A 23079-nucleotide genomic window follows, 5' to 3' on the forward strand; every position below is an offset into this window, starting at 1 on the left:
ATTGTTTATTTTTGATAAACAGGGAAACGTGCACAAAGCTCACTAACTTTGGCTTTAACTGTTTCAATAACATCTTGATTTTCAATGTCATCTAAAATATCACAAATCCAACCTGTTAATGCTTGAGTTTCTTCAAGACCAAAACCACGACGGGTAATTGCAGGTGTACCTAAACGTAATCCAGAAGTTACAAAAGGAGAACGAGGATCGTTAGGCACTGAGTTTTTATTTACCGTGATATGAGCATTTCCTAACGCCGCATCCGCATCCTTACCAGTGATATCTTTATCAATTAGGTCAAGAAGTAATAAATGGTTTTCAGTACCGTTAGAAACAACTTTGTAACCGCGCTCTTGTAGCACAGCAACCATTGTTTTAGCGTTAGCTAATACATTTTGTTGATATTCTTTAAACTCTGGTGCTAAGGCTTCTTTAAATGCAACCGCTTTAGCCGCAATAATGTGCATTAATGGGCCGCCTTGGCCACCTGGGAAAACGGCACTGTTTAATTTTTTATAAACATCTTCGTCATTACAACCAGAGATAATTAAACCGCCACGTGGGCCAGCTAATGTTTTATGCGTTGTTGTTGTCACTACATGTGCATGTGGCACTGGGTTAGGATATAAACCTGCAGCAATTAAACCTGCAACGTGAGCCATATCAACAAAGAAATATGCACCAACACTGTCAGCAATTTTACGCATACGCGCCCAATCAACTACACCAGAGAACGCAGAAAAACCACCGATAATCATTTCAGGTTTATGCTCTTGGGCTAAACGCTCAAGCTCTTCATAATGAATATCGCCAGTTTCAGGGTGTAAGCCGTATTGAAACGCTTCATACGATTTACCTGAGAAACTTACATGCGATCCATGCGTTAAGTGTCCGCCATGAGCTAGGCTCATACCTAATACTTTACCACCTGGAGAAACAAGTGCTTGGAAAACAGCAGCATTTGCTTGAGAACCAGCATGAGGCTGAACGTTAGCATAAGTCGCGCCAAATAATTCTTTAGCACGGTCAATCGCTAATTGCTCAGCAACATCAACGTACTCACAACCACCGTAATAACGTTTACCTGGGTAACCTTCCGCGTATTTATTCGTTAACTGCGAACCTTGTGCTTCAAGCACGCGAGGGCTACAGTAGTTTTCAGAAGCAATAAGTTCGATATGTTCTTCTTGGCGAACGGTTTCTTTGGTCATTGCTTCATAAAGTTCAGGATCAAAATCAGCAATATTCATATCACGTGTAAACATGTTTCTTCCTCAAGTGGTCAGCAAAAACGCTGCGCATCAGATTAAATTAGCACGAATGCATAAAAAGTTTAGGTAAAATAATGCGGCATATTCTGCCTTAATTTAACTATGGTGTATATAAATAAACCGTGATGTCTTAGCTCAAATTATCATGAATTATGCAGTAAAAACTTTTAACGCAAGCACCAAATTACCAACCAGAAGAATATAACCAACTAAAAGTGATTTTTCAACAAATTTAATACAACCAAGAACACAATCACCAAAATATAATTCAGAAATAAAATAAATTCATGAATTTATCTATCCAATGAGTACATTAATTGCGTTAACTCGTTTTTACGTTTTATATGGTAATAGTGTGCAATAAGATACATACCAATAAGTAAACTATTTGCGATAATTAAAGGTTTAAGTATGGCTTTTTCTTGCATACTAATTATCTCAACTAAATACCAATTCATTATAGGCATTAAGCCATAACAGGAAAGTTTAACTAGCTTGATATATTGGATTGACGATTTGCAACCTGCTATCGCATTTTCAAGGACATTTTCTGGATTTATGTCAAAGAGTCTCCATGACGCCAGTCTAATTTTCACTTCATAATAAACAAACACTATCGACAACAAACCACCAACAGTTAAATAGATAATTGTTGGTGTTTCCCATTGCCCAATAAAATAACCATAAATTGCAGCGACTATTAAAATAAATGTGCCAAAAATATCGAAAGCCAATATAGCTTTACTGTAATTCATTTTACGCTTTGTTTGCGTTAACAAACTCAGCATATCGACTTTCTCGTAAGGTTGGGACTGCCAATCGTCACTAATTGCTAGCCACTCATCTTCAAGTGGCTTACCTTGTGCTTGAGACTTTGACTGTTGTTGATCTTGATGGTTAGTTTGAGTTTTTGTAGTTTCGTGTTTCATTTAACCCTCCAGCAATTGAGTTAATGAGGATTTAGCCCGCTTTAATCTAACGCCAACCAAGTTAGTTGAAATGGCGAGGGTTTCAGCGATTTCTTGGTAGCTCATGCCTTCAAGCGCTAAGGTGATAACTTGTTGTTGATTGAGCTTTAATTGACGAATACAACGTAATAGTCGTTGTTGCCTTTGGCTTTGATCTAGTGCTTGATAAGGTGTGTGCAGAGTCGATTTATGCTCTGGCTCTTTATCATCATTATTAGGCTCAGTTTTTAATGTTCTAACGGTTTTAGCAACATGAGTCGCTAAAACATTATGCGCAATTCGAGCAACAAAAGTTTTTACGCTTGCATCCTCTCGAAAGCTTGGTAATGCCCGCCAAATGTTTAGCGCAATATCTTGGAATAATTCATCTTGCAGCGCAGCATTCGCTTCAAAACCAATAATTAAATGGCGAATTAATTTCTCGTGTTCAGTCATCCATTGACTAAATAAATGATGATTTTTCAAGGTTTCCTCTATTTTAGGGGGTCGTTCGTTGACGGTTAGTGCAAAGACGAATAAACTAGCACTAACCGTTACTTTATTCACTAACTCAACGCTAGCACGACTTTTTCTGACTTAAGTTTTGTCGCCATTGCTTTAACAAGTAATGCTGTCATTGAAATAGTCACAAAACCGGTAAAAAACAATAAACTCCAACTCACCGGTAGCCCTTTAAATAAGTCTTCCATGATCAATGATTGTCCAGAAACAGGCAACCATTCTAACCACTTAGGTCTATCATCCATCATCATCATAACAAACGGTACCATAGCAGGAAGCATAATAATCATCGACACCATAGACTGTGCCTCCTTAAAGTTTTTCGACTGAAAAGCAACAAACAACTGTAATGCAGAGGCAAAAAAACAAATAGGAATTAACAGCAATAGTAAAGCGCTAATAGCAAAAATATCTAAACTAAAACTTGCGCCAATTTTGGTTAAATCGATAAAGCCAACCGCAAAACTTGTCAGAGCTAAGGTTAATATAACCCCAACTACAGCAATGAGGCTTGCACTGGTGAGTTTTGCTAAAACAATTTTAACGGTACTGACTGGTTGGCATAACAACATTTCTAACACATTGCGTTCACGCTCTCCAGCACTAGAGTCTATAGCTACCGGTAAACCTGACATAAAAGCAGCCATTAATAAATAAAGCCCTAGCATCATAGAAATCATCATAGCGTTGTTATTGAGCATGGCACTGTTTTGCTCAATCAGTTTTATGGGTTGTAATAACCGTACATCTAGCCCTCTAACAAGCAATCGTTTATACCCAATGGACAGTGAGTATGCGTTAATTTGATCTTTAATTCGTCGTATCGGTGAAAGTACTGCTTTATCGCTATAATCAGTATTAAGTACTAGCTCAATAGTTTTCCCTTCCACCATGTCTTGATTAAACGTTTCTGGAATTGTAAGTTTAACATCACGCTCATCCCACATAACTTTTTCAGCGGCAGGCACATCACTAAACGATAAAATATTTTCATCTTTTAAATGTTTTATTAACTCTGGAGCATGCTCTTCCCCGCTAATTTTCACATAAATAGCTGGTGTTTCAACGGCTTTTTTGATCATCACTTTAGACATAGCAAAAATCATCACAGGTGCCATAACTGCCATCATCAATGCCATCATAAGCGCACGTTTGTCTCTTAGCGCTTCTTTAAGCTCTTTGGTTAATAATGCTTTAAACTGGATCATGCAGCAACTCCTTCGTCTGAACCGATGATCTTCACAAAGGCTTCTTCTAATTGACTCTCGCCCGCAAGTTCGCATAACTCTTGCGGCGTTCCTTGTGCAGCTAATTTACCATTGGCAACAATAATAACGCGATCACACAAAGCAGCTACTTCTTGCATAACGTGCGATGAAAATAAAATACAGTGGCCTTTTTCTTTAAAGCGCGCTAAATAGTTACGTAATACACGTGTACTCATGACATCTAAACCACGAGTAGGCTCATCAAGCACAAAGTTTTTCGGTTGATGAACTAAAGCTTGTGCAAGTGTTACCTTCATACGTTGGCCTTGAGAAAAACCTGCTGTTTTACGATGCGCTAGCTCTGTCATTTCTAGATCCTGAATCACATTTTCAATAGCTTGATGCTTAGCACTTCCTTGTAAACCATGCAGGCTAGCAAAATAATCAATTTGCTCATAAGCAGTTAATCGTTCATACAAACCAAATTTATCTGGAAATATGCCTAATTCTTTACGGGCAAGAAGAGGATTTTCAACCACATTGATTCCGTCAATGGTGGCAAAACCGCTATCTGCTTTTAATAATCCGTAAAGAGTTCTCAAGCAGGTTGTTTTTCCTGCGCCGTTTGGCCCTAAAATACCGGTAATTTCGCCGTCGCTTGCTGTGAAAGATAAACCATCTAAGGCTATCACTCTATTTTTGTCGCCTTTTTCAGCGCCAGCAAAAGTTTTACGTAAATTATTAACTTCAATCATTTTCTATCTCCTTCACTGCTTTGCTCCGTTAAACTGTTACCACCATTTAAGCTTGTCATAAATGACTCAGGAGGTACGTCTTCAAGGCATGTTTCATCAAGTGATGTAGGAGACAAGGTTGTCAGAAATTCATTCACCATTAACACACCACATGTACCTGTGCTCGTTGCAACAATATGAGAGACATTATCTACAACAATATGATGGCTGTTTGGCAAAGTTGCCGCAGGGAAATCGCCATTACTTGGCGGTGTGACAGGATCAAGACCACCCGACAAAATTAACGTAGGAATATCGGCAGTAACGGGCTGGTAGAAATCTTCGCTCGGGCGATATTGTGGCCATATATCGCAGGCTTTTTTAAAGGCAAATTGACTATTATCGCCACCAAAACTATTGTCTGCATCTTCGGCTAACATTTCAGCAGTAATTCTAGGGAAATCTTCATTACAAGTAATGTTAAACAACAAACCAGTGTACACTACTTGTTCACCATCGGTAGCGGCAATTAAACCGGCTAATGGCATGTAATTATTCAAGTAAGCTTGATGAATAATTAACGGCACTAATGTGCGCGACTGAACTGAGTATAATTGTTGAAACAATGTCCCTAGCATTTTACTTTTGCTAATAACAAATTCGGTATTTGTACCTAATCTTGGGTGTGGAATTGTCACTGAAACCGGCTTATCTGAAAGTCTCGACATAAGTTGGCTAAATTCGTCGCGTAAATTCGGATAAGCCTTGTTACAAGCGTTATCTTCTTTGCAGTGTTCAAGCACTAACTCAAATGATTGCGCTGAACTTTGACCAAATAAACCAATGGGTACTTCAATAGGCCCTACACTGTCGAGTACGACACTGCGTAAAGATTCTGGAAACATTCGCATATAGACTAAACCTGCACGAGTTCCGTACGACCCCCCAAAAATATTAATTTGTTGATGCCCAAGTGCTTCACGCACAGCATCAAAATCTCGAATCGCATTTTCAGAGTTATATTGACTTAAATCCCCCGTAAATTCAGCAATACAGTCTTTAATTTCTTGTTCAGAAAAGTCTTCAGGGATCACTTGATAAACATTTTGCTCTGCCGAAACTTCTACGCACTCCAACGGATGGGACTTACCCGTACCGCGTTGATCGACTAAAATAATGTCGCGAGTTTTCCGGATTTCGCTAAAGGCTCTTCTTAACCCTGCTGCTAGCTCTACAGCTGCTTGACCAGGTCCTCCAGCTAAAAACATTAGCGGCGTTTTATTATCGCTGTTGTCGATAGCAGGTAATACCGCAAAGTTAATTGATATTTGCTCGCCATCACTTTGTGAATAGTTTTCAGGCACGAGTAAATTACCACATTGAACTTGTTCTTTTATACCATCTAAGTGGCAGTTGTTTATCGTGAGTTTATTCTTTTGTTCTAGAGGTTGATTTACGGGTGATGCTACCAACTCGCTCTGAGTAATTACTTGGCTTTCACTCGCTAAAGTTATTTGACTGGTTGAGAATACACTCAAAACCAGAAGTTGTTGTAAAAGTGGTTTCATTAAGCTTCCTTTTTAATTTGTCCTATACATAGTCTTTTACTTGGCTGATTTATTACAAAGTTTTTAATTTAAATTTTTATTCATCGTATTTTATAACAAACAGTTTGCAAAAAACGCCTGCTAATACTTCAACAAAGTGATAGCGAGGAGAAAACGCATAATTCTGAGTTGTTTTTAAATATAAGAAAAGGCCAAGAAGCCAGTAATTTATTATCACCAAATATTTCCAACAAAAATTTTTATTAGAATTCACATGTTATATCCAAAGAATGGAGCAAGAGGCATTATTTAGATGTTTTGTTTCTGCCAAAGTCAATAAAGGTTAACAAAATGCTTATTTTTAGATATAAAAAAGGTAATAACATGATGTTATTACCTTTTAAAAGATCAAACTAACTATTTAGTTTTAGAAGCTCTGACTAAACGATACATAATATGTACGTCCGTAAGGGCTATATAATGAACCATTATAACCACCGAACTTATCAAACTTAGGCTCTTCATTTGTAAAATTATTTACACCAACCGAGATAGTGCTATCCCAACCAGTTGTATAACCATAAGAAATATTTTGAGTAAAGTACGACTCTATTTCATAGAAGTTGGTTTCTGTTGAGTCTGTATATACATCTGTTTCTTGTGCGCTAATGCTAGAAGTGAAGTAAGTCACTACGTGATCATCCATTTGCCAATCTAATGTCATGTTAATACGTAGATCAGGATAACCTTCATCACCAGTACGATCTCTTGATACAACTAAACTACCACTGTCTAAGTAAGAATCTTTATAAGTTAAGAATTTAGATGCATTTAAACTTAACCCAAAATCACCAACCCCTGTTTCTAGTTGACCACTAAAACTAATATCTATACCTTCACGTTCTGTAATACCAATATTAGACGTAGGTGCTACTACATTATCAATGCGACCATTACCTAAAAAAGATACCGATGAACCTGGATAAACATTCCCTACATCACCACCGCCTGCTGCATTCAATTTAGCTTGAGTATATAAGATTTCATCTTGATCAATTTGACTAATTAACTTTTTGGTATCAAGTTGCCAGTAATCTACTGACACATCAAAATTATCCGCAAATTCCCAAACTAAACCAAAGCTTGTTGATTCTGACTCCTCAGGTTGGAGTAATAAATTCCCACCTGTGCGTACCGCAACATTCTCTACTCGTTCACACGAATCAATATCTTCTCCTAATGCTTCACACTGAACATAGTTAGTCGTGTCTAAGTAACCTTCGACTGTACCCATGTATAAATCAGATAACGTTGGTGCTCTGAATCCTTGTCCTGTTGATGCACGCAGCAGCAAAGACTCTATTGGGCGGTAAGAAATTGAAGCTTGTGGGTTAAATGTACTTCCAAAATCAGAGTAATCGTCATAACGTCCAGCTAAGTTAATCTCTAAACCGTCAATAACAGGAATGATCGTTTCAAAAAATGCTGAAACAACATCGCGCTCACCTTTACCACCTGAACCACCATTACCACCAACAATAAGTCCAGCTTCAGCTAGCGCATCCACTTGAGAATCTAAAGACTCTTCCATGTAATTAGCACCAAGATAAACACTTAAAGCACCAGCTGGAAGCTCTACTGGCTCAAACGAAATACCACCAATAATATTTAAACTATCTGAAGATTTACGTTTATCATAATTAGCCTTCGCTCCTTGAGGAAGTGGTTCATTTGGATCACGTGGATCCCAACCTACAAACTCACCAGTTACAGGGTCAATGTCACCTACTAATTCATCAATTGCACCGTCTAACAAATAGCCTGTACCCCAAGTAAAGTTAGTGTAACTACTATAGTTGGCTGAAATGTTCCAATCAAAATTTTCTGCAGATCCGTCTAAAGCGAATAAATAATCGTATACACTATCGTGATGCTCACCAATTCGTTGACCTGCAGTATCAAAACGATAGCTCATTGCGGCATCTGGATCAGGTGATAATGCTTTAAGTACAGTGCCATCAGATAAAGTACGTTCTGGAAGACCTTGAGGAATTCCGATAGCACCTGGTACTGGAGCAGAAACATCTTGTGTTTCGTTTTTAGCCCAAAAAGCACGAGCAGTAAATCTAATTTCATCAGATAAATCATAAGTATAATTAACTAGTGTATTATCTCGCTTACTTTTACCTATTAATGCTGCCGCATTAGAATAATCATACGCACATAGTGTATCACCAGCATAATCACTATCAGTTAATGAGCCTTTAAAATCATTCCCGTAGATAGAACAATCATCTGTTGGTGCCGACCAAACCCAATTATCAGCCGCACCACCTCGAAGTACACGACCTGTAGGAGATAAATTAGCATAATCTTGGAATTCTCCTGGGTTTCCGCCTTCTAGTAATACCGGTCGGGTATACCAACGATCATTTAGCATGACACCTGATTGCTGGTAATGCTCCATAGTTAAAACTAAATGACCTTTATCAGAAGAAATACCTGCAGTAAATGAAATTCGATTTTGATCACCACCAGTTAGATCTGGTTCTTCTTTGTGAAGGTCTACTTGAATACCTTCAAATTCTTTCTTAATGATTATATTAATTACACCAGCAATTGCATCACTACCGTAGATAGCAGATGCACCGTCAGTTAATATTTCTATACGTTCAACAGCAGCCATCGGGATAACGTTAAGATTAGAAGCTCCACCATTTAATACAGGAGATTTAGATAAGCGCTGACCATCAAGTAATACTAACGTATGTTCAGCAGAAGCACCTTTTAATTGGACTGTTGATTGAGATGCCCAACTATTGTTTGATCCCCCTCCCCAAGAACCAAATGCATTCAAATTTGAATCACGTAATGCATCTCCAACAGTTGTAAAACCTGCTTTCATTAAATCATCTGTTTTTATAACTGTAACAGGTGAGGCTCCTTCTAAATCAATCCTTTTGATTCTAGAACCAGTAACAGATATACGTTCAACTTCTCCAGTTGCGTCTAGAGTTTCTTCTGCAGCGAATGCTGAAGCAGGGGCTATAGTAACTATAGAAGCAATTGCTGCGGCAAGAAGAGATTTTTGTGGTTTAAAACCACGCGTAATTTTCTTTGACATTTTGTTTACCCTTGAATTTCGTTGTTATAAGTTTTTAATATCTTACAGGCTATCTATGTAGCAACATATAATGTATACAATATATGTTGCTCAAGTATATTTAAGGGTTTTTTAATATTCAACTATTTTTTTGTGTATTTGTATTATAATTAGTTATATATAACAAAAACAACGAGCTATAATTATAATTAACAATAAGAAAACGTAATTCTGTTAAATTCTAATTAAGAACGGTTACATTTTGACTGAAGAATGCTGATTTATTGACGTAGTTATTGAACTTTAACTAAGATAAAACACGAAGCATTTAGCCTACTGGTTGATAAGTTAATAAAAACTTTAATTAATCATTCCAAAACTGAGCAATAAGGGATAAGGTTGACTTAATAAGTTTTTACCTAAGCATTTAAGGAAGCATTATGGAAATAAACCAATGGGTAGACGAACTGTTCGAAGTATTCGATGAAGATAAAGATGGTGTTATTAATCGAAGCGAATTTGTTGAGCTGATAGATGTACTTTTACAAGATAAAGGCATTCAAATGTGTGAAACAATTTTTAATCGTTTCGATAAAAATCATGATAATTCAATTTCTAAAGATGAATTAAAAGAAATGGTAATAGAACTCGCCTTATAACGACAATGCGTGGCGCTTATCCTCAAAGTGCTACGCTGTCTCTCCTTATTTTCAATATAATTTTATACTTAAAAAATTACAGACCTCAGCCAAAACAGTCTTTTCTACATTTAACACTTGCCTCTTTCATTATTTGTGCGTACAAGTGTACGCTTAACCTCATAAATTAATGAATATATAAATAGCCTATGATAAACGAGCCTAAATATAGCCCAGTTGAAGAGCTAGCAAATACCGTTACCCATGGTTTAGGGTTGGTGTTTAGTGTTATCGCATTAATTATGTTATTGAGCTATTCATTGCCTGAAAAAGACAACATAAAAACCCTAAGCTTTGCCATATATGGTTGCAGTTTAGTATTACTTTTTTTAGCCTCAACGTTATACCACGGCGTGAGTAACAAGCATTTAAAACAAAAATTTAAATTACTCGATCATTGCGCTATTTATATTTTAATTGCCGGCTCCTATACCCCATTAATGTTAATCACTTTAAAGGGACCATTAGGCTATGGCATGTTGCTTATGGTTTGGATAATCGCAGTCGCCGGCATTATCTTTAAAATAGTATTTGGTCATAAATATAAAAAGTTATCTCTAATGACTTATTTGGGGATGGGATTTATTTCTTTAGGCATAATTAATCAATTGTATCTAAGCTTATCTGCCGAAGGCTTAATATTACTTATCAGCGGAGGCGCGATTTATACGCTTGGCGTTGTTTTTTATATGAGTAAAACTATCCCATATAATCATGCGCTATGGCATTTATTTGTACTTGCAGGTGCGGGATGTCACTTCTTTATGATCTACTTTTATCTGTAGTATTGTTTATTTCAGTGACGGGGATAATAACAACAGTAAATTTTTTCCAATAAAAAAGGCCTGCAATTCATTGCAAGCCTTGATTTTATGGTGCCCCGACCCGGATTTGAACCAGGGACACGAGGATTTTCAATCCTCTGCTCTACCAACTGAGCTATCGGGGCAATTTGAGTGCTCTTAATAATGTAAGATGCTTCAAAGAGCGCGTATAGTAACGATAAACGCTACTGCTCGCAACAACTTTTAGTTATCTTTTAGTTCTCTGCTTCAATTAAAGTGGGAAATAAGGTTTAACTGAACGTTTATAGTTCAAAATCTTCAAAGTCTAGATCTGAGTTTTGTTCTTTTTTAATTTTTATTGGCGGATCTAATAGAGAGGGTTGAATAATATCATTTTCTGGTTGCTCGTCTTGCTTAGTTGTCGCCTTTTCATTAACTAAAGCATCTTTACGCTTTTTACGTTGTTTACAACGTTTAATAACTTTTTGTTTATCGTTAGAGGTTAAGTTAATCCAGTTCAGCCTTTCTTCTCTATTTCGAAAACAGCCCAAGCACAAACCTTTCTCGTCAGTTTCGCAGACGCTTACACAAGGACTTGGGACATCAAAAAACTCTAATTGCATAACATTCCGTTTGAGATAAAAAAGCGTTAACAGGATTATTATACCCTATTAACGCGCTATTATCTTGAAGCGATAAGCGCTTGACTGCTCAAGCACTAAACTATTGCTTTTATTCTAACTTATCAGAAGCAATATGATAATCAGGATCTTCTATCACATTTACCTCAACCAAGTTACCTGCCTTTTTAAGTAATAACTGACATTCTTGATTTAAGTGCTTAAGGTGCAATGTTTTACCTTTAGCTAAATAGCGCTCTGCTAACGTATCTATTGCTTCAATTGCAGAGTGATCTGCTACACGTGAACGATCAAAATCAATAATGACATCATTGCTGTCATTTTCAACGGTAAATTGCTCTAAAAAGTTTGATACGGAACCAAAAAACAAAGGCCCTGTCACTTGATAAACAGTAGAGCCATTTTCATCTTCGTTACGGGTAATAAGGATATGCTTTGCATGCTCCCAAGCAAAGACTAACGCTGAAACGATCACCCCAACAACCACGGCAACAGCTAAATCTGAAATAACAGTAACACCGGAAACAAGAATAATAACAATTGCATCTGCTTTAGGTACTTTATTTAAAATACGGAAGCTTGACCATTCAAAGGTACCAATAACAACAATAAACATAACACCAACAAGTGCCGCTAATGGAATTTGCTCAATTAACCCAGAAGCAAAAAGAATAAAGCCAAGTAAAGCTAGTGCTGCTGTAATACCTGACGCACGACCTCGCCCACCAGAGTTAACATTAATCATCGATTGCCCTATCATGGCACAACCACCCATGCCACCGAAAAAACCTGTAACGGTATTAGCAGCACCTTGGGCAACACATTCTTTGTTACCACGCCCACGTGTACCTGTTAGTTCGTCAATTAGTGTTAAAGTTAATAAAGACTCTATTAAGCCAATAGCAGCAAGAACTAAAGCAAATGGGAATATAATTCTGAAGGTCTCAAAATTAAAAGGTACAGAAGGAATACTAAAGGTAGGCAAGCCGCCGGCAATAGAGGCAATATCGCCAACAAGGCGAGTATCTAAATCAGCACCAAAAACTACCAATGAAACGACCACAATAGCCACTAGGGTAGAAGGTACAGCTTTGGTTAATTTTGGAAATAAATGAATAATTGCCATTGTAAGAATAATTAGGCCTGCCATTGTATAAAGTGGCGTACCAACCATCCAAACTAACTCACCTGCTGCATTTACTTCTTTAAACTGCCCAAGTTGAGCAAGAAAAATTACAATCGCTAAACCATTAACAAAACCGAGCATTACTGGGTGAGGAACCAATCGAATAAATTTTCCGAGTTTAAAAATCCCGGCCAATATTTGCAGTAAACCGGTGAGCACCACTGTGGCAAATAAATACTCTACTCCATAAATAGCAACTAAACTGACCATAACAACAGCCATAGCGCCAGTGGCACCAGAAATCATACCAGGGCGACCACCAAAAATAGAAGTAATTAATCCCACCATAAAGGCAGCATATAATCCAACAAGGGGTTCAACACCTGCAACAAATGCAAATGCAACAGCTTCAGGTACTAAAGCAAGTGCAACGGTTAAACCTGATAGTACATCATTTTTCAGGTTAGAGACTTTACTGGCGTGTAATTCAAACATTGTTTTCTCACGGTTATTAAAGCAATAGGATTGTGATAAAAATCAAGCACATCAGTTCAAAGTTTTGCCATTGAACGACTAAACAGTACTGATATTTTTTATCATGCTAATGGATTTTAAAGCGCGGGAATACTATAGATTTACAGGGAAAATGTCAATAAGTGTTTATTTTTAAAACAACTAAACAAACACTTATTGTTATTCTTATATCAACTTATCGAGAAATGATTAAGCGGGTGTTACTGGATATAAATAGGTGAATTTTAAATACCCAGAGCGTTACGAATTAGCAGCTTCACGCTGTCTCAAAAACTCTTTAATTTCATCGCGAGATCCTAAAACGTGTTGTTTTAATATTTTCACAGCACCGTCAATATCTCGAGCTTTACACTTATCAAGCAAATCATTATGTTCAGATTCTGCTCTAGAAATTCCGCCAGCCCACAATAAATGCATACGAATATAACGATCTGCATTTTTATTTAAGGTATTAACTAAATCTTGAGTTTGTGGTCTTGTAGCTCCCGAATACAAACAGTTGTGGTATTGTGAATTTAATTCACTCCAAGTATTCGCAGCATTTTCTTTACCTAATGCTTTATTTAATTTTTTAAGAATAGCGGTTGCTTCATCCAGTTTTTCTTCGGTAATAAAAGGAAGAGAAGACGCTAACAAGTCAGACTCTAGCATAGCACGCAAGTCGAATAATTCACCCACTTGATCCACGCTTAACTCAGTAGCCGTTGCGCCTTTATGAGGCTCAAATGAAACTAAACCTTCTGCCTCTAATTGCAAAAGTGCTTCACGTACAGGTATACGGCTAACATTTAATTCTTCTGCTAAGGCTGCTTGTCTTAATGGTTGCCCAGCCTTAATTTCACCGTTTAGGATTTTTTCTCTAAGCGTTTCCACCACTAGCTGTGTTCTTGTTTTATATACTATCGTCATTATTGGGTCCCTAATATTATTGCATCCATTATAATCATTAAGGATCAAAATCAAAGCATTAATAGCAAAAAAGCACGTTATTCAACCAATAACATGCTTTTTTTGCTTAAAATTAGCGTTTTTAGTAGATAAGTTTATTTATCAAAAACGCTAATTATTATTACAAAAATTAGCTTTGTAATGCCAGAGGAAGTAATTCTATTGGCATATTTTGATAACAAATTGGACGTTGGAAACGTTTTATTGCTTCGCTACCTACTGAAGTCGTACGAATATTAGTTGACGCAGGGAATGGGCCACCGTGATTCATCGATGCACAAACTTCAACACCGGTAGGCATTTGGTTGTAAATTAAACGACCTACTTTGTGTGCCACAGCTTGCGCAACTTCACGAGTTAACGATAGATCAGCATCAACACCATGAATACTCGCCGTTAAATTACCTTTTAATAAAGTAATAAACTGCATCATTTCAGCGAAGTCTTCACAGCGAACAATTAATGCGCTAAAACCGAACACTTCTTCATGCAAAGCTGGAGTATTAATAAATGTCGTTAAATCTGTTGTAAATAACGACGCAGAACATTCTTTTTCATTACCTGATTGCCCTGTCTCTAATAATTCAACGCCAGACAATGACGTTCTCTGAGCAACGGCACTGTCGTAAGCTTTACACATTGCAGGCGTTAACATGACTCCTGCACTTTGTTCTTTCAAACTTTGTGCTGCGCTGTTGATAAACTGACGATAGCTTTCATCAGTTTCTTTACCTACAACCACCCACACTCCTGGACTCGTACAAAATTGACCTTGTCCCATCATTAATGAGGCAACAAGACCTTGGGCAATTGCTTCTGAATCATTCTCTAGCTTTGCAGGCATAATGAATTGAGGATTAATACTGCCTAATTCGCCATAGAATGGAATAGGCTCAGGACGCTCATTAATTTGTTGTTGCAATATCATTCCAACACGTTCTGAACCAGTAAATCCTACAGCTTTAATCAATGGATGAGTAACTATTTGGCTAGCAATAGCATAGTTTTTCCCTTGAATAAGCGAAAAAACACCTTTATCTACGCCACATATGTCAATGGCCTTTAAAATAGCACGAGCAACTAATTCAGCTGTCGCAGGATGCGCAGCATGGGCTTTCATTACAACAGGACAACCGGCGGCCAATGCAGAAGCGGTGTCACCACCAGCAGTTGAGAATGCTAAAGGAAAGTTACTGGCAGCAAATACCCCAACAACGCCTAAAGGCAAATAACCTAAACGGGTATCGGGTTTAGGTAACGGTTGACGATCATTATCAGCTAAATCGATTACACCTTGGTATTCGCCACTTTCTAACAAGTTAGCAAATAAACCTAATTGTCCAACAGTACGGCCTCGTTCACCTTGTATACGCATAGCTGGTAAACCTGTTTCAGCACAAGCAGTTTCTACTAACTCGTCACCCAACGCATTAATTTGCTCACCAATAGTACGTAAAAATTGTGCGCGTTTTTCAGCACTTAATTGGCTATACGATGCAAAAGCATCATTCGCACGACTAATTGCAGTATTGACTTCTAATTCTGTTGCATCAGCAAAAGAAATGGCAATAGCCTCATGACTGATTGCATTAAATGCGGTGAAGCCGCCTTCTGTTTCGCCAGACCATTCGCCTGCGATTAAATTCTTTCCTGTAATTGACATAATGTTCTCACTTTTCAATTTCATTTAGTCGAAGGTTATCGACACTCATTTTTACAACTAAGGAGAAAGCTCTCCTTTTTAAATTTCTATTTAACGACAAAGCCAAAAGCATAAGGATCATCATCGTCAATGGTAATACGGTTACTACCAAATATTTTTGCCCATCCTTGAATACTCGGCATAATAGCCGGTATTTTTCCGGTAGGCATATCAATATCAATAACGTCTTCAATCTTTCCAATAAACTGACTACCTATGTAACTTTCATGGACAAATGTATCACCTTTGCTTAATAAGCCTTTAGTAAACAATTGTGCCATTCGTGCACTGGTTCCTGTACCGCATGGAGAACGATCTATTGCTTTTTCGCCATAAAAAACCGCATTCGCAGCATCTGATCCATTGGTTTGAAATTTACCTGTCCATAACACATGCGAAACACCATTAACTGAAGGATCTTCAGGGTGAACACACTTTAATGTTTGGCTGGCAATTTCACGGACTATTGGGCTCCAACGAAGAATTTGCCCAGCATCCCAAAGATCGATACCTGGGAAGTTTTCTTGTGGTTCAACAATAACGTAAAAATTTCCTCCGTAAGAAACATCAACTTTAAGAGGCCCAAGTTCTGGTATTTCAAGCACAACATCACGGTGTGCTAAATATGCGGGTACATTAAATATTTTAACGGAATTTACTTTGCCATTATTTTCTTCATACTCAATGGAAATCTGCCCAGCAGGCACATCAATAATGAGTTTCCCAGGAGTTTTCGGCGTAATTAAGCCATTTTCTAATGCTGAAGTTATTGTGCCAATCGTGCCGTGACCACACATCGGCAAGCAACCCGAAGTTTCAATAAATAATATCGATGCATCAGCATTATCACTACAAGGTGGGTATAAAAATGCACCAGACATCATGTCATGACCCCGAGGTTCGAACATCAACCCTTGACGAATCCAATCGTAATTTGCCATAAAGTCTAGACGCTTTTCGCTCATGGTTTCACCTTTTAAATTAGGGTGACCGCTAGTCACTAACCTAACAGGATTTCCACAAGTGTGAGCATCAATACAAAAAAACGTTCCTTTGATCATACATCTCTCAGAAAAAATAATTCAATTTTACAAACCAACAAAACAGGTAGCTCATAAACCACGAGTTACCTGCTTATCTATTACGCGATTAGCCTGTGTAGACCACGCAAATAGTTAACACGTTCAGCGAGCACAGTTACAAGTATCTTGTTGGTTATGATGAATCGCTTCGGCTTTATCTAATTAGTAAATTATACCAGATAATACCATCAAGCTATCGATACCAATGTTTCATGTTTTGACTAAGTTCACGGCAAATTTTATAGAAATATCAACAACACCAAAACAATATAAAAATACGACGTGTAACACCTTATTTAATGATGATATCAGTCATAAATTGAGGCGCGCCGACGTTAGTAGATAAACCTTTGTTATATTATCTACTACCGCTAGATAATTACCTTGCCCATATGCAGTTATGGCGTTTGCGTTAAATTTAGTACAAATACCGTAAAGTATTCCTAGAAACAACAAAGCATATTGTATACAATCTCTTTTAAAGTTCAAGCACAATGTTTATTATTTCTAAAAAAGGTGGGATACATGCAGTTAAGCGTTGATAATTTAACACAATACCAAAAAATACATACGGTTGATGCACACACAGAAGGCGAACCTTTGCGCATTATATCTTCAGGCTACCCAGAAATTATTGGTAGTACTATTCTTGAAAAACGCCAGTATGTAACCGAACACTTAGATCACCTTCGTCAATTATTGATGTTTGAACCTCGCGGTCATGCAGATATGTATGGCGCTCTTATTACCGAGCCTTGCACTAAAGAAGCCGATTTTGGTATTTTATTTATGCATAACGAAGGTTATAGCAGTATGTGTGGCCATGGCATCATTGCGGTGGTCTCAGTTGCTATTGAAACTAGAGCGATAGATATGCCATCCCCCAATCAAGTCATTGGTATTGACGCACCAGCAGGCTTTATTAGTGCCTATGCTCACCTTAATAGCGATAACAAGCTCGTTGTTAGTTTTGACAATGTTCCTTCCTTTGTTGAAGCTTTAGATCAAGTGGTTAATGTTGAAGGTTTTGGTGAAGTCAACTACGATTTATCCTATGGTGGTGCTTATTATGGTTATGTTGATGCCGATGCATTAGGACTTGACTGTACTCCGGAAAACCAACAGGCATTAATCGACGCTGGTCGCGCAATTAAAAAGGCGGTAATGGCGAGCTATACCATTAAACATCCGTTAGAAACCGACTTAAGCTTTTTGTATGGCATTATTTTTTACTCTACAAAAACAGATAATCCTAGCTCGCATTCTCGTCATGTGTGTGTGTTTGCCGACGGTGAAGTCGATAGATCACCAACCGGCACCGGCGTTAGTGCACGAATTGCTTTACTTGCGGTAAAAGAAAATATTGCTGATAAAGAAGACGTGACCATTGAAAGCATTGTTGGCGGAAAAATGATTGTAAATATTCAATCACATTGTGATTATTATGGAAAATCGGCCATTATTCCAAGAGTCAGCGGCCGAGCTTTTATTACTGGCGATCACCAATTCATGCTTGCCAAAGATGATATTTTCCCCAACGGTTTTATTTTAAGATAAGGGTAACACCATGTCGTTATCAACAATAAAAAACAACAATGTTGCTGTTATTGGTGCCGGTATTATTGGCGTGAACTGTGCTGCTGAGCTACAGAAGCTAGGGTTTAACGTGACATTGTTAGACAAAGAAAATATTGGAGAGGGTTGCTCGAAGGGTAATGCAGGCCACTTTGCTACTGAACAAGTATTCCCCCTGGCTGAAGCGAACTTATTATGGCAACTACCTAAGTTATTACTTGCTCCCCTAGGGCCTGTGCGTTTATCGCCAATGTATTTGCCTCAAGCATTGCCTTGGTTTATAAAGTTCATTACAAATATGTTCCCCAGTAAACGAAAGCAAAATGGTGAAGCGCTTAAATCACTGAACAAACATGCTATTGACTATTATAAGCCGTTATTAAAAGCAGCTAATGCCGAATATTTATTAACAACTAACGGCAGTTTACTAACTTTTGAAGACAGTCCATTAACGGAAGTCGAAAAGCAATTAAAGCATTATAGTGATGCAGGTATATCAGTAAAATTACTTAACCGTAATCAAGTACTGGAACTAGAGCCTAATTTAAGCCATAAAATTCAACATGCCCTTTATTTCACTGATGTTGCTCATACCGCTGATCCTCAACAAGTATGTCTAGCTATTGCTCGGTATGCACAATCCTTAGGCTGCCAATACAGACAATTTAGCGTAAACCACATAATCTATAAACATGGCAGTAATGCTAGTGTGGAGTTAACCAGTGACAACGAAACACTCACTTTTGATCAAGTTATTGTTGCTACAGGCGCTTGGTCAAAAACATTACTGAAGCAATTAAATTATAAATTGCCTTTAGAAGTAGAACGCGGCTACAGTTTAAATTTAGCAAATAACATTAAAAACAGTGAATTGACTCGCCCTGTAGCCTCTGCTGAGCGTCGATTTATTATGACGCCAATGGCACATGGCTTGCGATTGGCTGGTACGGTAGAATTCGCTGGATTAAAAAAGAAAGCTAACATGCAACGCGCAGACATGCTTTACCAACATGCAGAGCAAATGCTTGATAACTTACCAAGCTTTAACGCTAACGAGGCAAATGAAGATCAACGGTGGTTAGGTTTTAGACCCTCTCTACCCGATTCGCTTCCGGTTATAGGTCGAGCACCACAGCATAACAATATTTACTTTGCACTAGGACATCAGCACTTAGGATTAACACTAGGGGCTATAACTGGTAAGTTAATTGGACAAGTCGTTACAGATAACGCTACTGATATAGATATTAGTCCTTTTTCGATTAGCCGATTTAATTAGCTTGAAAACGGCTTAATAAATATTTTCTAACAGTAACAGCGATTTCTTTATATCTTCGTTTAAGATTTCTTAAAGCAAGTTCTGCTTAAGTAACCTGAACTCGGTTTAAGAGATGGTTAACAGTTTGAAAAATAAGTAAATAATTACTTTACTCTAGCTTGGTAGTTTTTCTTAATTCAAGGCAAATTTCGCGTCAATAGCTGGCCTATTGCAAGAAATTTAACGAAGAAGTAAGGAAAAATAGCTGCTAGAGAAATATTTGTTAAGCCGAGCCCAGGTTAAATAAAAAAGCTTAAAAAAATAAAACCACAATAATGCTTTTACCTTATTGTGGTTTTTTTATTACTGGGGCTTGCTAATTGTTTTAAGCAGCTAATTGCACCATGCCAGCCTCAAAACGTACACTATACGTTTTTATCGATACAGCTTCGTTTTCTAAGCACTGCCCTGTGGCTAAATCAAAGTGTTGCTTATACAAAGGAGAAGCAACCACCGTTTTATCAGAAACACTGCCAACTATGCCACGTGAAATAATATTCGCTTGGCTAAATGGGCAATAATTGTCAATAGCGTAAATCTTTTCAATACCTGCTTCTAAAACTCTAAAAATAGCTACTTGCTCATTTTCAAACAGCGCGCAACGCCCCATGTTTTGTAGAATATCTTCAAATTTACAAATATCTACCCATGTTTCTGTTTGTTCTATCATACTCATAATAAAGTCCTCTTGGATTATTAGTCTATGGTGGTCACTTCAATACGTTCATTCTTAATTTTTGGTCTAATTTGTTGGCGCTCTTGAGTAAATACCACATTGTCATCACTCTTATCGCTATTAACAAAATGACTAAAGCGTTTCATCCGCTCTGGATCTTCTAGGGTAGATTTCCATTCACACTGGTAAGTTTCGACAACGGTGCTCATTTCTTTTTCTAGCTCAGCACAAACGCCCAATTTGTCATCAATAATAACGGATTGTAAATAGGCTAAACCACCTTCCATGTTATCCATCCAAACAGAAGTTCGTTGTAGACGATCTGCAGTTCTAACATAAAACATAAATAAGCGATCTATGTATTTAATTAAGGTGACATCATCAAGATCAGAGGCAAATAAGTCAGCATGTCTTGGTTTCATCCCTCCATTCCCACATACGTACATATTCCAACCATTTTCGGTGGCAATAACTCCCACATCTTTACTTTGTGCTTCAGCACATTCTCGCGTACAGCCTGATACCGCCATTTTCAACTTATGTGGTGAGCGTAAGCCTTTATAACGATTCTCTAGTAATAGTGACATTCCCATAGAGTCTTGTACGCCGTATCGACACCAGGTATCGCCAACACAAGACTTAACCGTACGTAATGATTTACCGTATGCATGACCTGTTTCGAAACCTGCATCGATAAGTTCTCGCCAAATGGGTGGTAATTGCTCAGAGCGAGCACCAAACAAATCGACCCGTTGTCCACCGGTAATTTTGGTATAAAGGTTATATTTTTTAGCCACTTCACCTAAAACAATCAACTTGTCTGGGGTAATCTCACCACCTGCAACACGTGGCACAACGGAATAAGTGCCATCTTTTTGCATATTTCCCATAAAGTAATCATTGGTATCTTGTAAACCGTGTAATGGTTTTTCAAGAATGTAATCATTCCAACAAGAAGCTAATAGTGAGGCTGCTGTAGGCTTACAAATATCGCAACCTAAACCAGAGCCATGCTTTTCAAGTAATGCCTCAAAACTTTTTATTTTTTCAACACGAATAATGTTATATAAATCTTGGCGGGTATAAGCAAAGTGCTCACAAAGATCAGTGTTTACTTCAACACCATTTTTCTCTAATTCACAATTAAGAACTTGGGTAATTAACGCCGTACAGCCACCACAACCCGTAGCAGCTTTGGTGACATTTTTAATATCACCTATATTAGTTGCACCCTCGCTGACCGCGCATACCACATCAGCTTTAGTTACATTCATACAAGAACATAACTGAGCGGTTTCAGGCAGTGCATCAACACCGAGTCCAGTTGATTGACCATCAACTTGTGGCAATATTAAGCCTTCTGGTTCACTAGGAAGTTCCATTTTGTTAAGCATAAACTGTAATAAGTTGCCATATTCACTTGCGTCGCCAATAAGCACGGCACCTAGTAGATACTTATCATCTTCAGAAACGACTATTTTTTTATAAACTTCATCACGATCATTGACAAAAGTATAACTGCGACTGTTTGGTGTATTGCCATGAGCATCGCCAATTGAGGCTACATCTACGCCCATTAACTTAAGCTTTGTGCTCATGTCGGCGCCGGTAAACTCATTACCACTATCGCCAAGTAAATGTTCACATGCCGCTTTTGCCATTGCATTACCAGGGGCAATTAAACCAAATATTTTATTTTCCCACAAAGCAACTTCACCAATGGCATAAATATCCTCATCACTTGTTTGACATTGGTCATTAATAACAATGCCACCACGTTCGCCCATTTTTAGATCGGATGATTTAGCGAGTTCATCTCTGGGTCTAATACCAGCGGAAAACACTATAATATCTATTTCTAAGCTTTCGCCATCAGCAAAACTCATTTTGTGTACAGCGTTTTCACCATCGGTAATACTCTTGGTATTTTTTTCGGTATGCACACTAACGCCAATATCTTCAATTTTTTTGCGCAGCATTTTGCCGCCACCATCATCTATTTGAACCGCCATTAATCTTGGGGCAAACTCAACAACATGAGTTTCTAAAGATAAGTCCTTTAAAGCTTTAGCTGCTTCAAGACCTAATAAGCCTCCACCAATTACCGCGCCTGTTTTGCCTTTTTGTGCCGCTGCTGTTATAGCTTCTAAGTCTTCAATGGTGCGATATACAAAAACATTTTCTCTGTCAAAGCCAGGTACTGGAGGGACAAAAGGGTAAGAGCCAGTGGCTAAAATAATCTTATCGTAGTTTACAATTTTACCTGTTTGTGAGGTAACAGTTTTAGCTGAGCGATCTATGGCAACCACTTTATCACTAGTAAAAAGCGTAATATCATTACTGGGATAAAAGCCTTGTTCTACCATATTAATGTCGGCAGCATCACGAGTATCAAACCAAGCCGTTAAACGTACACGATCATACGCAGGTCTTACTTCTTCACCAAACACTGTGATGTTATAATTCCCCGACTTACCACTTTGCACCAAAGACTCTAAAAAATGATGCCCAACCGGACCATTACCGATAACAACTAAATTAATTTTATTACTCATGTGTTTTCCTGAATCTACATTATTTGAGATTTATAAATCCAAGATTGCAAAGCTTGTACCAACGACAACGAAAAACATAAGTCTATGTTTTTAATGAATTAATAATA

General features: G+C 37.8%; 18 protein-coding genes and 1 tRNA gene. 4 read left to right on the forward strand and 15 right to left on the reverse strand.

The features are described from left to right. Positions 1 to 5: 5 nt before the first annotated feature. The 7 genes from glyA to AC27G3_RS04440 form a co-directional block, all read right to left on the reverse strand. Positions 6 to 1265 carry a serine hydroxymethyltransferase gene (gene glyA, locus AC27G3_RS04410; RefSeq protein WP_487119162.1) on the reverse strand — a complete coding sequence of 420 codons (1260 nt, stop codon included), beginning with the start codon at positions 1263 to 1265 and terminating at the stop codon, positions 6 to 8. Positions 1266 to 1564: 299 nt separating this feature from the next. Next, a complete protein-coding gene (locus tag AC27G3_RS04415) occupies positions 1565 to 2200 on the reverse strand; it encodes a hypothetical protein (RefSeq protein ID WP_487119164.1) in 636 nt (211 codons plus the stop codon). Continuing rightward, positions 2201 to 2785, reverse strand: a complete 585-nt coding sequence (locus tag AC27G3_RS04420; protein ID WP_487119166.1) for an RNA polymerase sigma factor — start codon at positions 2783 to 2785, stop codon at positions 2201 to 2203. Continuing rightward, positions 2785 to 3948 (reverse strand): ABC transporter permease, encoded by a 1164-nt coding sequence (locus tag AC27G3_RS04425; RefSeq protein WP_487119167.1) that lies wholly within the window; start codon positions 3946 to 3948, stop codon positions 2785 to 2787. Before AC27G3_RS04425 ends, AC27G3_RS04420 begins: the two co-directional genes overlap by 1 nt. Further along, entirely contained in the window at positions 3945 to 4703 is a 759-nt protein-coding gene (locus AC27G3_RS04430) for an ABC transporter ATP-binding protein (protein ID WP_487119169.1), read from the reverse strand. The genes AC27G3_RS04425 and AC27G3_RS04430 overlap by 4 nt, the downstream gene beginning before the upstream one ends. Further along, entirely contained in the window at positions 4700 to 6250 is a 1551-nt protein-coding gene (locus tag AC27G3_RS04435) for an alpha/beta fold hydrolase (RefSeq protein WP_487119170.1), read from the reverse strand. Before AC27G3_RS04435 ends, AC27G3_RS04430 begins: the two co-directional genes overlap by 4 nt. 406 nt (positions 6251 to 6656) lie before the next feature. Then, the gene (locus AC27G3_RS04440) at positions 6657 to 9353 is read right to left on the reverse strand and encodes a TonB-dependent receptor domain-containing protein (protein WP_487119172.1); all 2697 of its coding nucleotides are present in this window, start codon (positions 9351 to 9353) and stop codon (positions 6657 to 6659) included. Between the two features lie 419 nt (positions 9354 to 9772). Between AC27G3_RS04440 and AC27G3_RS04445 the strand changes: the two genes are divergently transcribed. Both AC27G3_RS04445 and trhA read left to right on the forward strand, forming a co-directional pair. Continuing rightward, a complete protein-coding gene (locus AC27G3_RS04445) occupies positions 9773 to 9991 on the forward strand; it encodes an EF-hand domain-containing protein (protein ID WP_487119174.1) in 219 nt (72 codons plus the stop codon). Between the two features lie 188 nt (positions 9992 to 10179). After that, positions 10180 to 10815, forward strand: a complete 636-nt coding sequence (gene trhA / locus AC27G3_RS04450; RefSeq protein ID WP_487119176.1) for a PAQR family membrane homeostasis protein TrhA — start codon at positions 10180 to 10182, stop codon at positions 10813 to 10815. An 88-nt stretch (positions 10816 to 10903) separates the two neighbouring features. Here trhA and AC27G3_RS04455 read toward each other — a convergent pair. The 6 genes from AC27G3_RS04455 to AC27G3_RS04480 all read right to left on the reverse strand — a co-directional run bounded on the left by AC27G3_RS04455 (position 10904) and on the right by AC27G3_RS04480 (position 16827). Next, positions 10904 to 10979 (reverse strand) — tRNA-Phe (locus AC27G3_RS04455). A gap of 138 nt (positions 10980 to 11117) precedes the next feature. Beyond that, complete coding sequence (locus tag AC27G3_RS04460; RefSeq protein ID WP_487119178.1) at positions 11118 to 11438, reverse strand: DUF1289 domain-containing protein; 321 nt, start codon at positions 11436 to 11438, stop codon at positions 11118 to 11120. A gap of 109 nt (positions 11439 to 11547) precedes the next feature. Further along, entirely contained in the window at positions 11548 to 13077 is a 1530-nt protein-coding gene (locus tag AC27G3_RS04465; RefSeq protein WP_487119180.1) for a SulP family inorganic anion transporter, read from the reverse strand. A 279-nt stretch (positions 13078 to 13356) separates the two neighbouring features. Then, positions 13357 to 14025, reverse strand: coding sequence for a GntR family transcriptional regulator (locus tag AC27G3_RS04470; protein WP_487119182.1), 669 nt, complete (start codon positions 14023 to 14025; stop codon positions 13357 to 13359). A gap of 169 nt (positions 14026 to 14194) precedes the next feature. Next, entirely contained in the window at positions 14195 to 15727 is a 1533-nt protein-coding gene (locus AC27G3_RS04475) for an aldehyde dehydrogenase (NADP(+)) (RefSeq protein WP_487119183.1), read from the reverse strand. Between the two features lie 86 nt (positions 15728 to 15813). Beyond that, positions 15814 to 16827 (reverse strand): 4-hydroxyproline epimerase, encoded by a 1014-nt coding sequence (locus AC27G3_RS04480; RefSeq protein WP_487119185.1) that lies wholly within the window; start codon positions 16825 to 16827, stop codon positions 15814 to 15816. A 546-nt stretch (positions 16828 to 17373) separates the two neighbouring features. Between AC27G3_RS04480 and AC27G3_RS04485 the strand changes: the two genes are divergently transcribed. Both AC27G3_RS04485 and AC27G3_RS04490 read left to right on the forward strand, forming a co-directional pair. Further along, a complete protein-coding gene (locus AC27G3_RS04485) occupies positions 17374 to 18405 on the forward strand; it encodes a proline racemase family protein (protein WP_487119187.1) in 1032 nt (343 codons plus the stop codon). Positions 18406 to 18415: 10 nt separating this feature from the next. Beyond that, positions 18416 to 19702: an NAD(P)/FAD-dependent oxidoreductase gene (locus AC27G3_RS04490; RefSeq protein WP_487119189.1), complete on the forward strand. Its 1287-nt coding sequence runs from the start codon at positions 18416 to 18418 to the stop codon at positions 19700 to 19702. 364 nt (positions 19703 to 20066) lie between these two features. Here the strand turns inward: AC27G3_RS04490 and nirD are convergent, their stop codons facing one another. Together nirD and nirB are read right to left on the reverse strand one after the other, a co-directional pair. Beyond that, a complete protein-coding gene (gene nirD / locus AC27G3_RS04495; protein ID WP_487119191.1) occupies positions 20067 to 20417 on the reverse strand; it encodes a nitrite reductase small subunit NirD in 351 nt (116 codons plus the stop codon). Positions 20418 to 20437: 20 nt separating this feature from the next. Further along, positions 20438 to 22972 carry a nitrite reductase large subunit NirB gene (gene nirB / locus AC27G3_RS04500; RefSeq protein ID WP_487119193.1) on the reverse strand — a complete coding sequence of 845 codons (2535 nt, stop codon included), beginning with the start codon at positions 22970 to 22972 and terminating at the stop codon, positions 20438 to 20440. Positions 22973 to 23079 lie beyond the last annotated feature (107 nt).

This window comes from Colwellia sp. SU-HH01217 (genome assembly GCF_057543495.1).

Coding starts and splice junctions, on each gene's coding strand:
- trhA (WP_487119176.1), top strand. CDS start 10,180: ATGATAAACGAGCCTAAATATAGCCCAGTTGAAGAGCTAGCAAATACC.
- nirD (WP_487119191.1), bottom strand. CDS start 20,417: ATGAGTATGATAGAACAAACAGAAACATGGGTAGATATTTGTAAATTT.
- glyA (WP_487119162.1), bottom strand. CDS start 1,265: ATGTTTACACGTGATATGAATATTGCTGATTTTGATCCTGAACTTTAT.
- AC27G3_RS04440 (WP_487119172.1), bottom strand. CDS start 9,353: ATGTCAAAGAAAATTACGCGTGGTTTTAAACCACAAAAATCTCTTCTT.
- AC27G3_RS04435 (WP_487119170.1), bottom strand. CDS start 6,250: ATGAAACCACTTTTACAACAACTTCTGGTTTTGAGTGTATTCTCAACC.
- AC27G3_RS04485 (WP_487119187.1), top strand. CDS start 17,374: ATGCAGTTAAGCGTTGATAATTTAACACAATACCAAAAAATACATACG.
- AC27G3_RS04475 (WP_487119183.1), bottom strand. CDS start 15,727: ATGTCAATTACAGGAAAGAATTTAATCGCAGGCGAATGGTCTGGCGAA.
- AC27G3_RS04460 (WP_487119178.1), bottom strand. CDS start 11,438: ATGCAATTAGAGTTTTTTGATGTCCCAAGTCCTTGTGTAAGCGTCTGC.
- AC27G3_RS04430 (WP_487119169.1), bottom strand. CDS start 4,703: ATGATTGAAGTTAATAATTTACGTAAAACTTTTGCTGGCGCTGAAAAA.
- AC27G3_RS04465 (WP_487119180.1), bottom strand. CDS start 13,077: ATGTTTGAATTACACGCCAGTAAAGTCTCTAACCTGAAAAATGATGTA.
- AC27G3_RS04425 (WP_487119167.1), bottom strand. CDS start 3,948: ATGATCCAGTTTAAAGCATTATTAACCAAAGAGCTTAAAGAAGCGCTA.
- AC27G3_RS04415 (WP_487119164.1), bottom strand. CDS start 2,200: ATGAAACACGAAACTACAAAAACTCAAACTAACCATCAAGATCAACAA.
- AC27G3_RS04490 (WP_487119189.1), top strand. CDS start 18,416: ATGTCGTTATCAACAATAAAAAACAACAATGTTGCTGTTATTGGTGCC.
- AC27G3_RS04480 (WP_487119185.1), bottom strand. CDS start 16,827: ATGATCAAAGGAACGTTTTTTTGTATTGATGCTCACACTTGTGGAAAT.
- AC27G3_RS04445 (WP_487119174.1), top strand. CDS start 9,773: ATGGAAATAAACCAATGGGTAGACGAACTGTTCGAAGTATTCGATGAA.
- AC27G3_RS04470 (WP_487119182.1), bottom strand. CDS start 14,025: ATGACGATAGTATATAAAACAAGAACACAGCTAGTGGTGGAAACGCTT.
- nirB (WP_487119193.1), bottom strand. CDS start 22,972: ATGAGTAATAAAATTAATTTAGTTGTTATCGGTAATGGTCCGGTTGGG.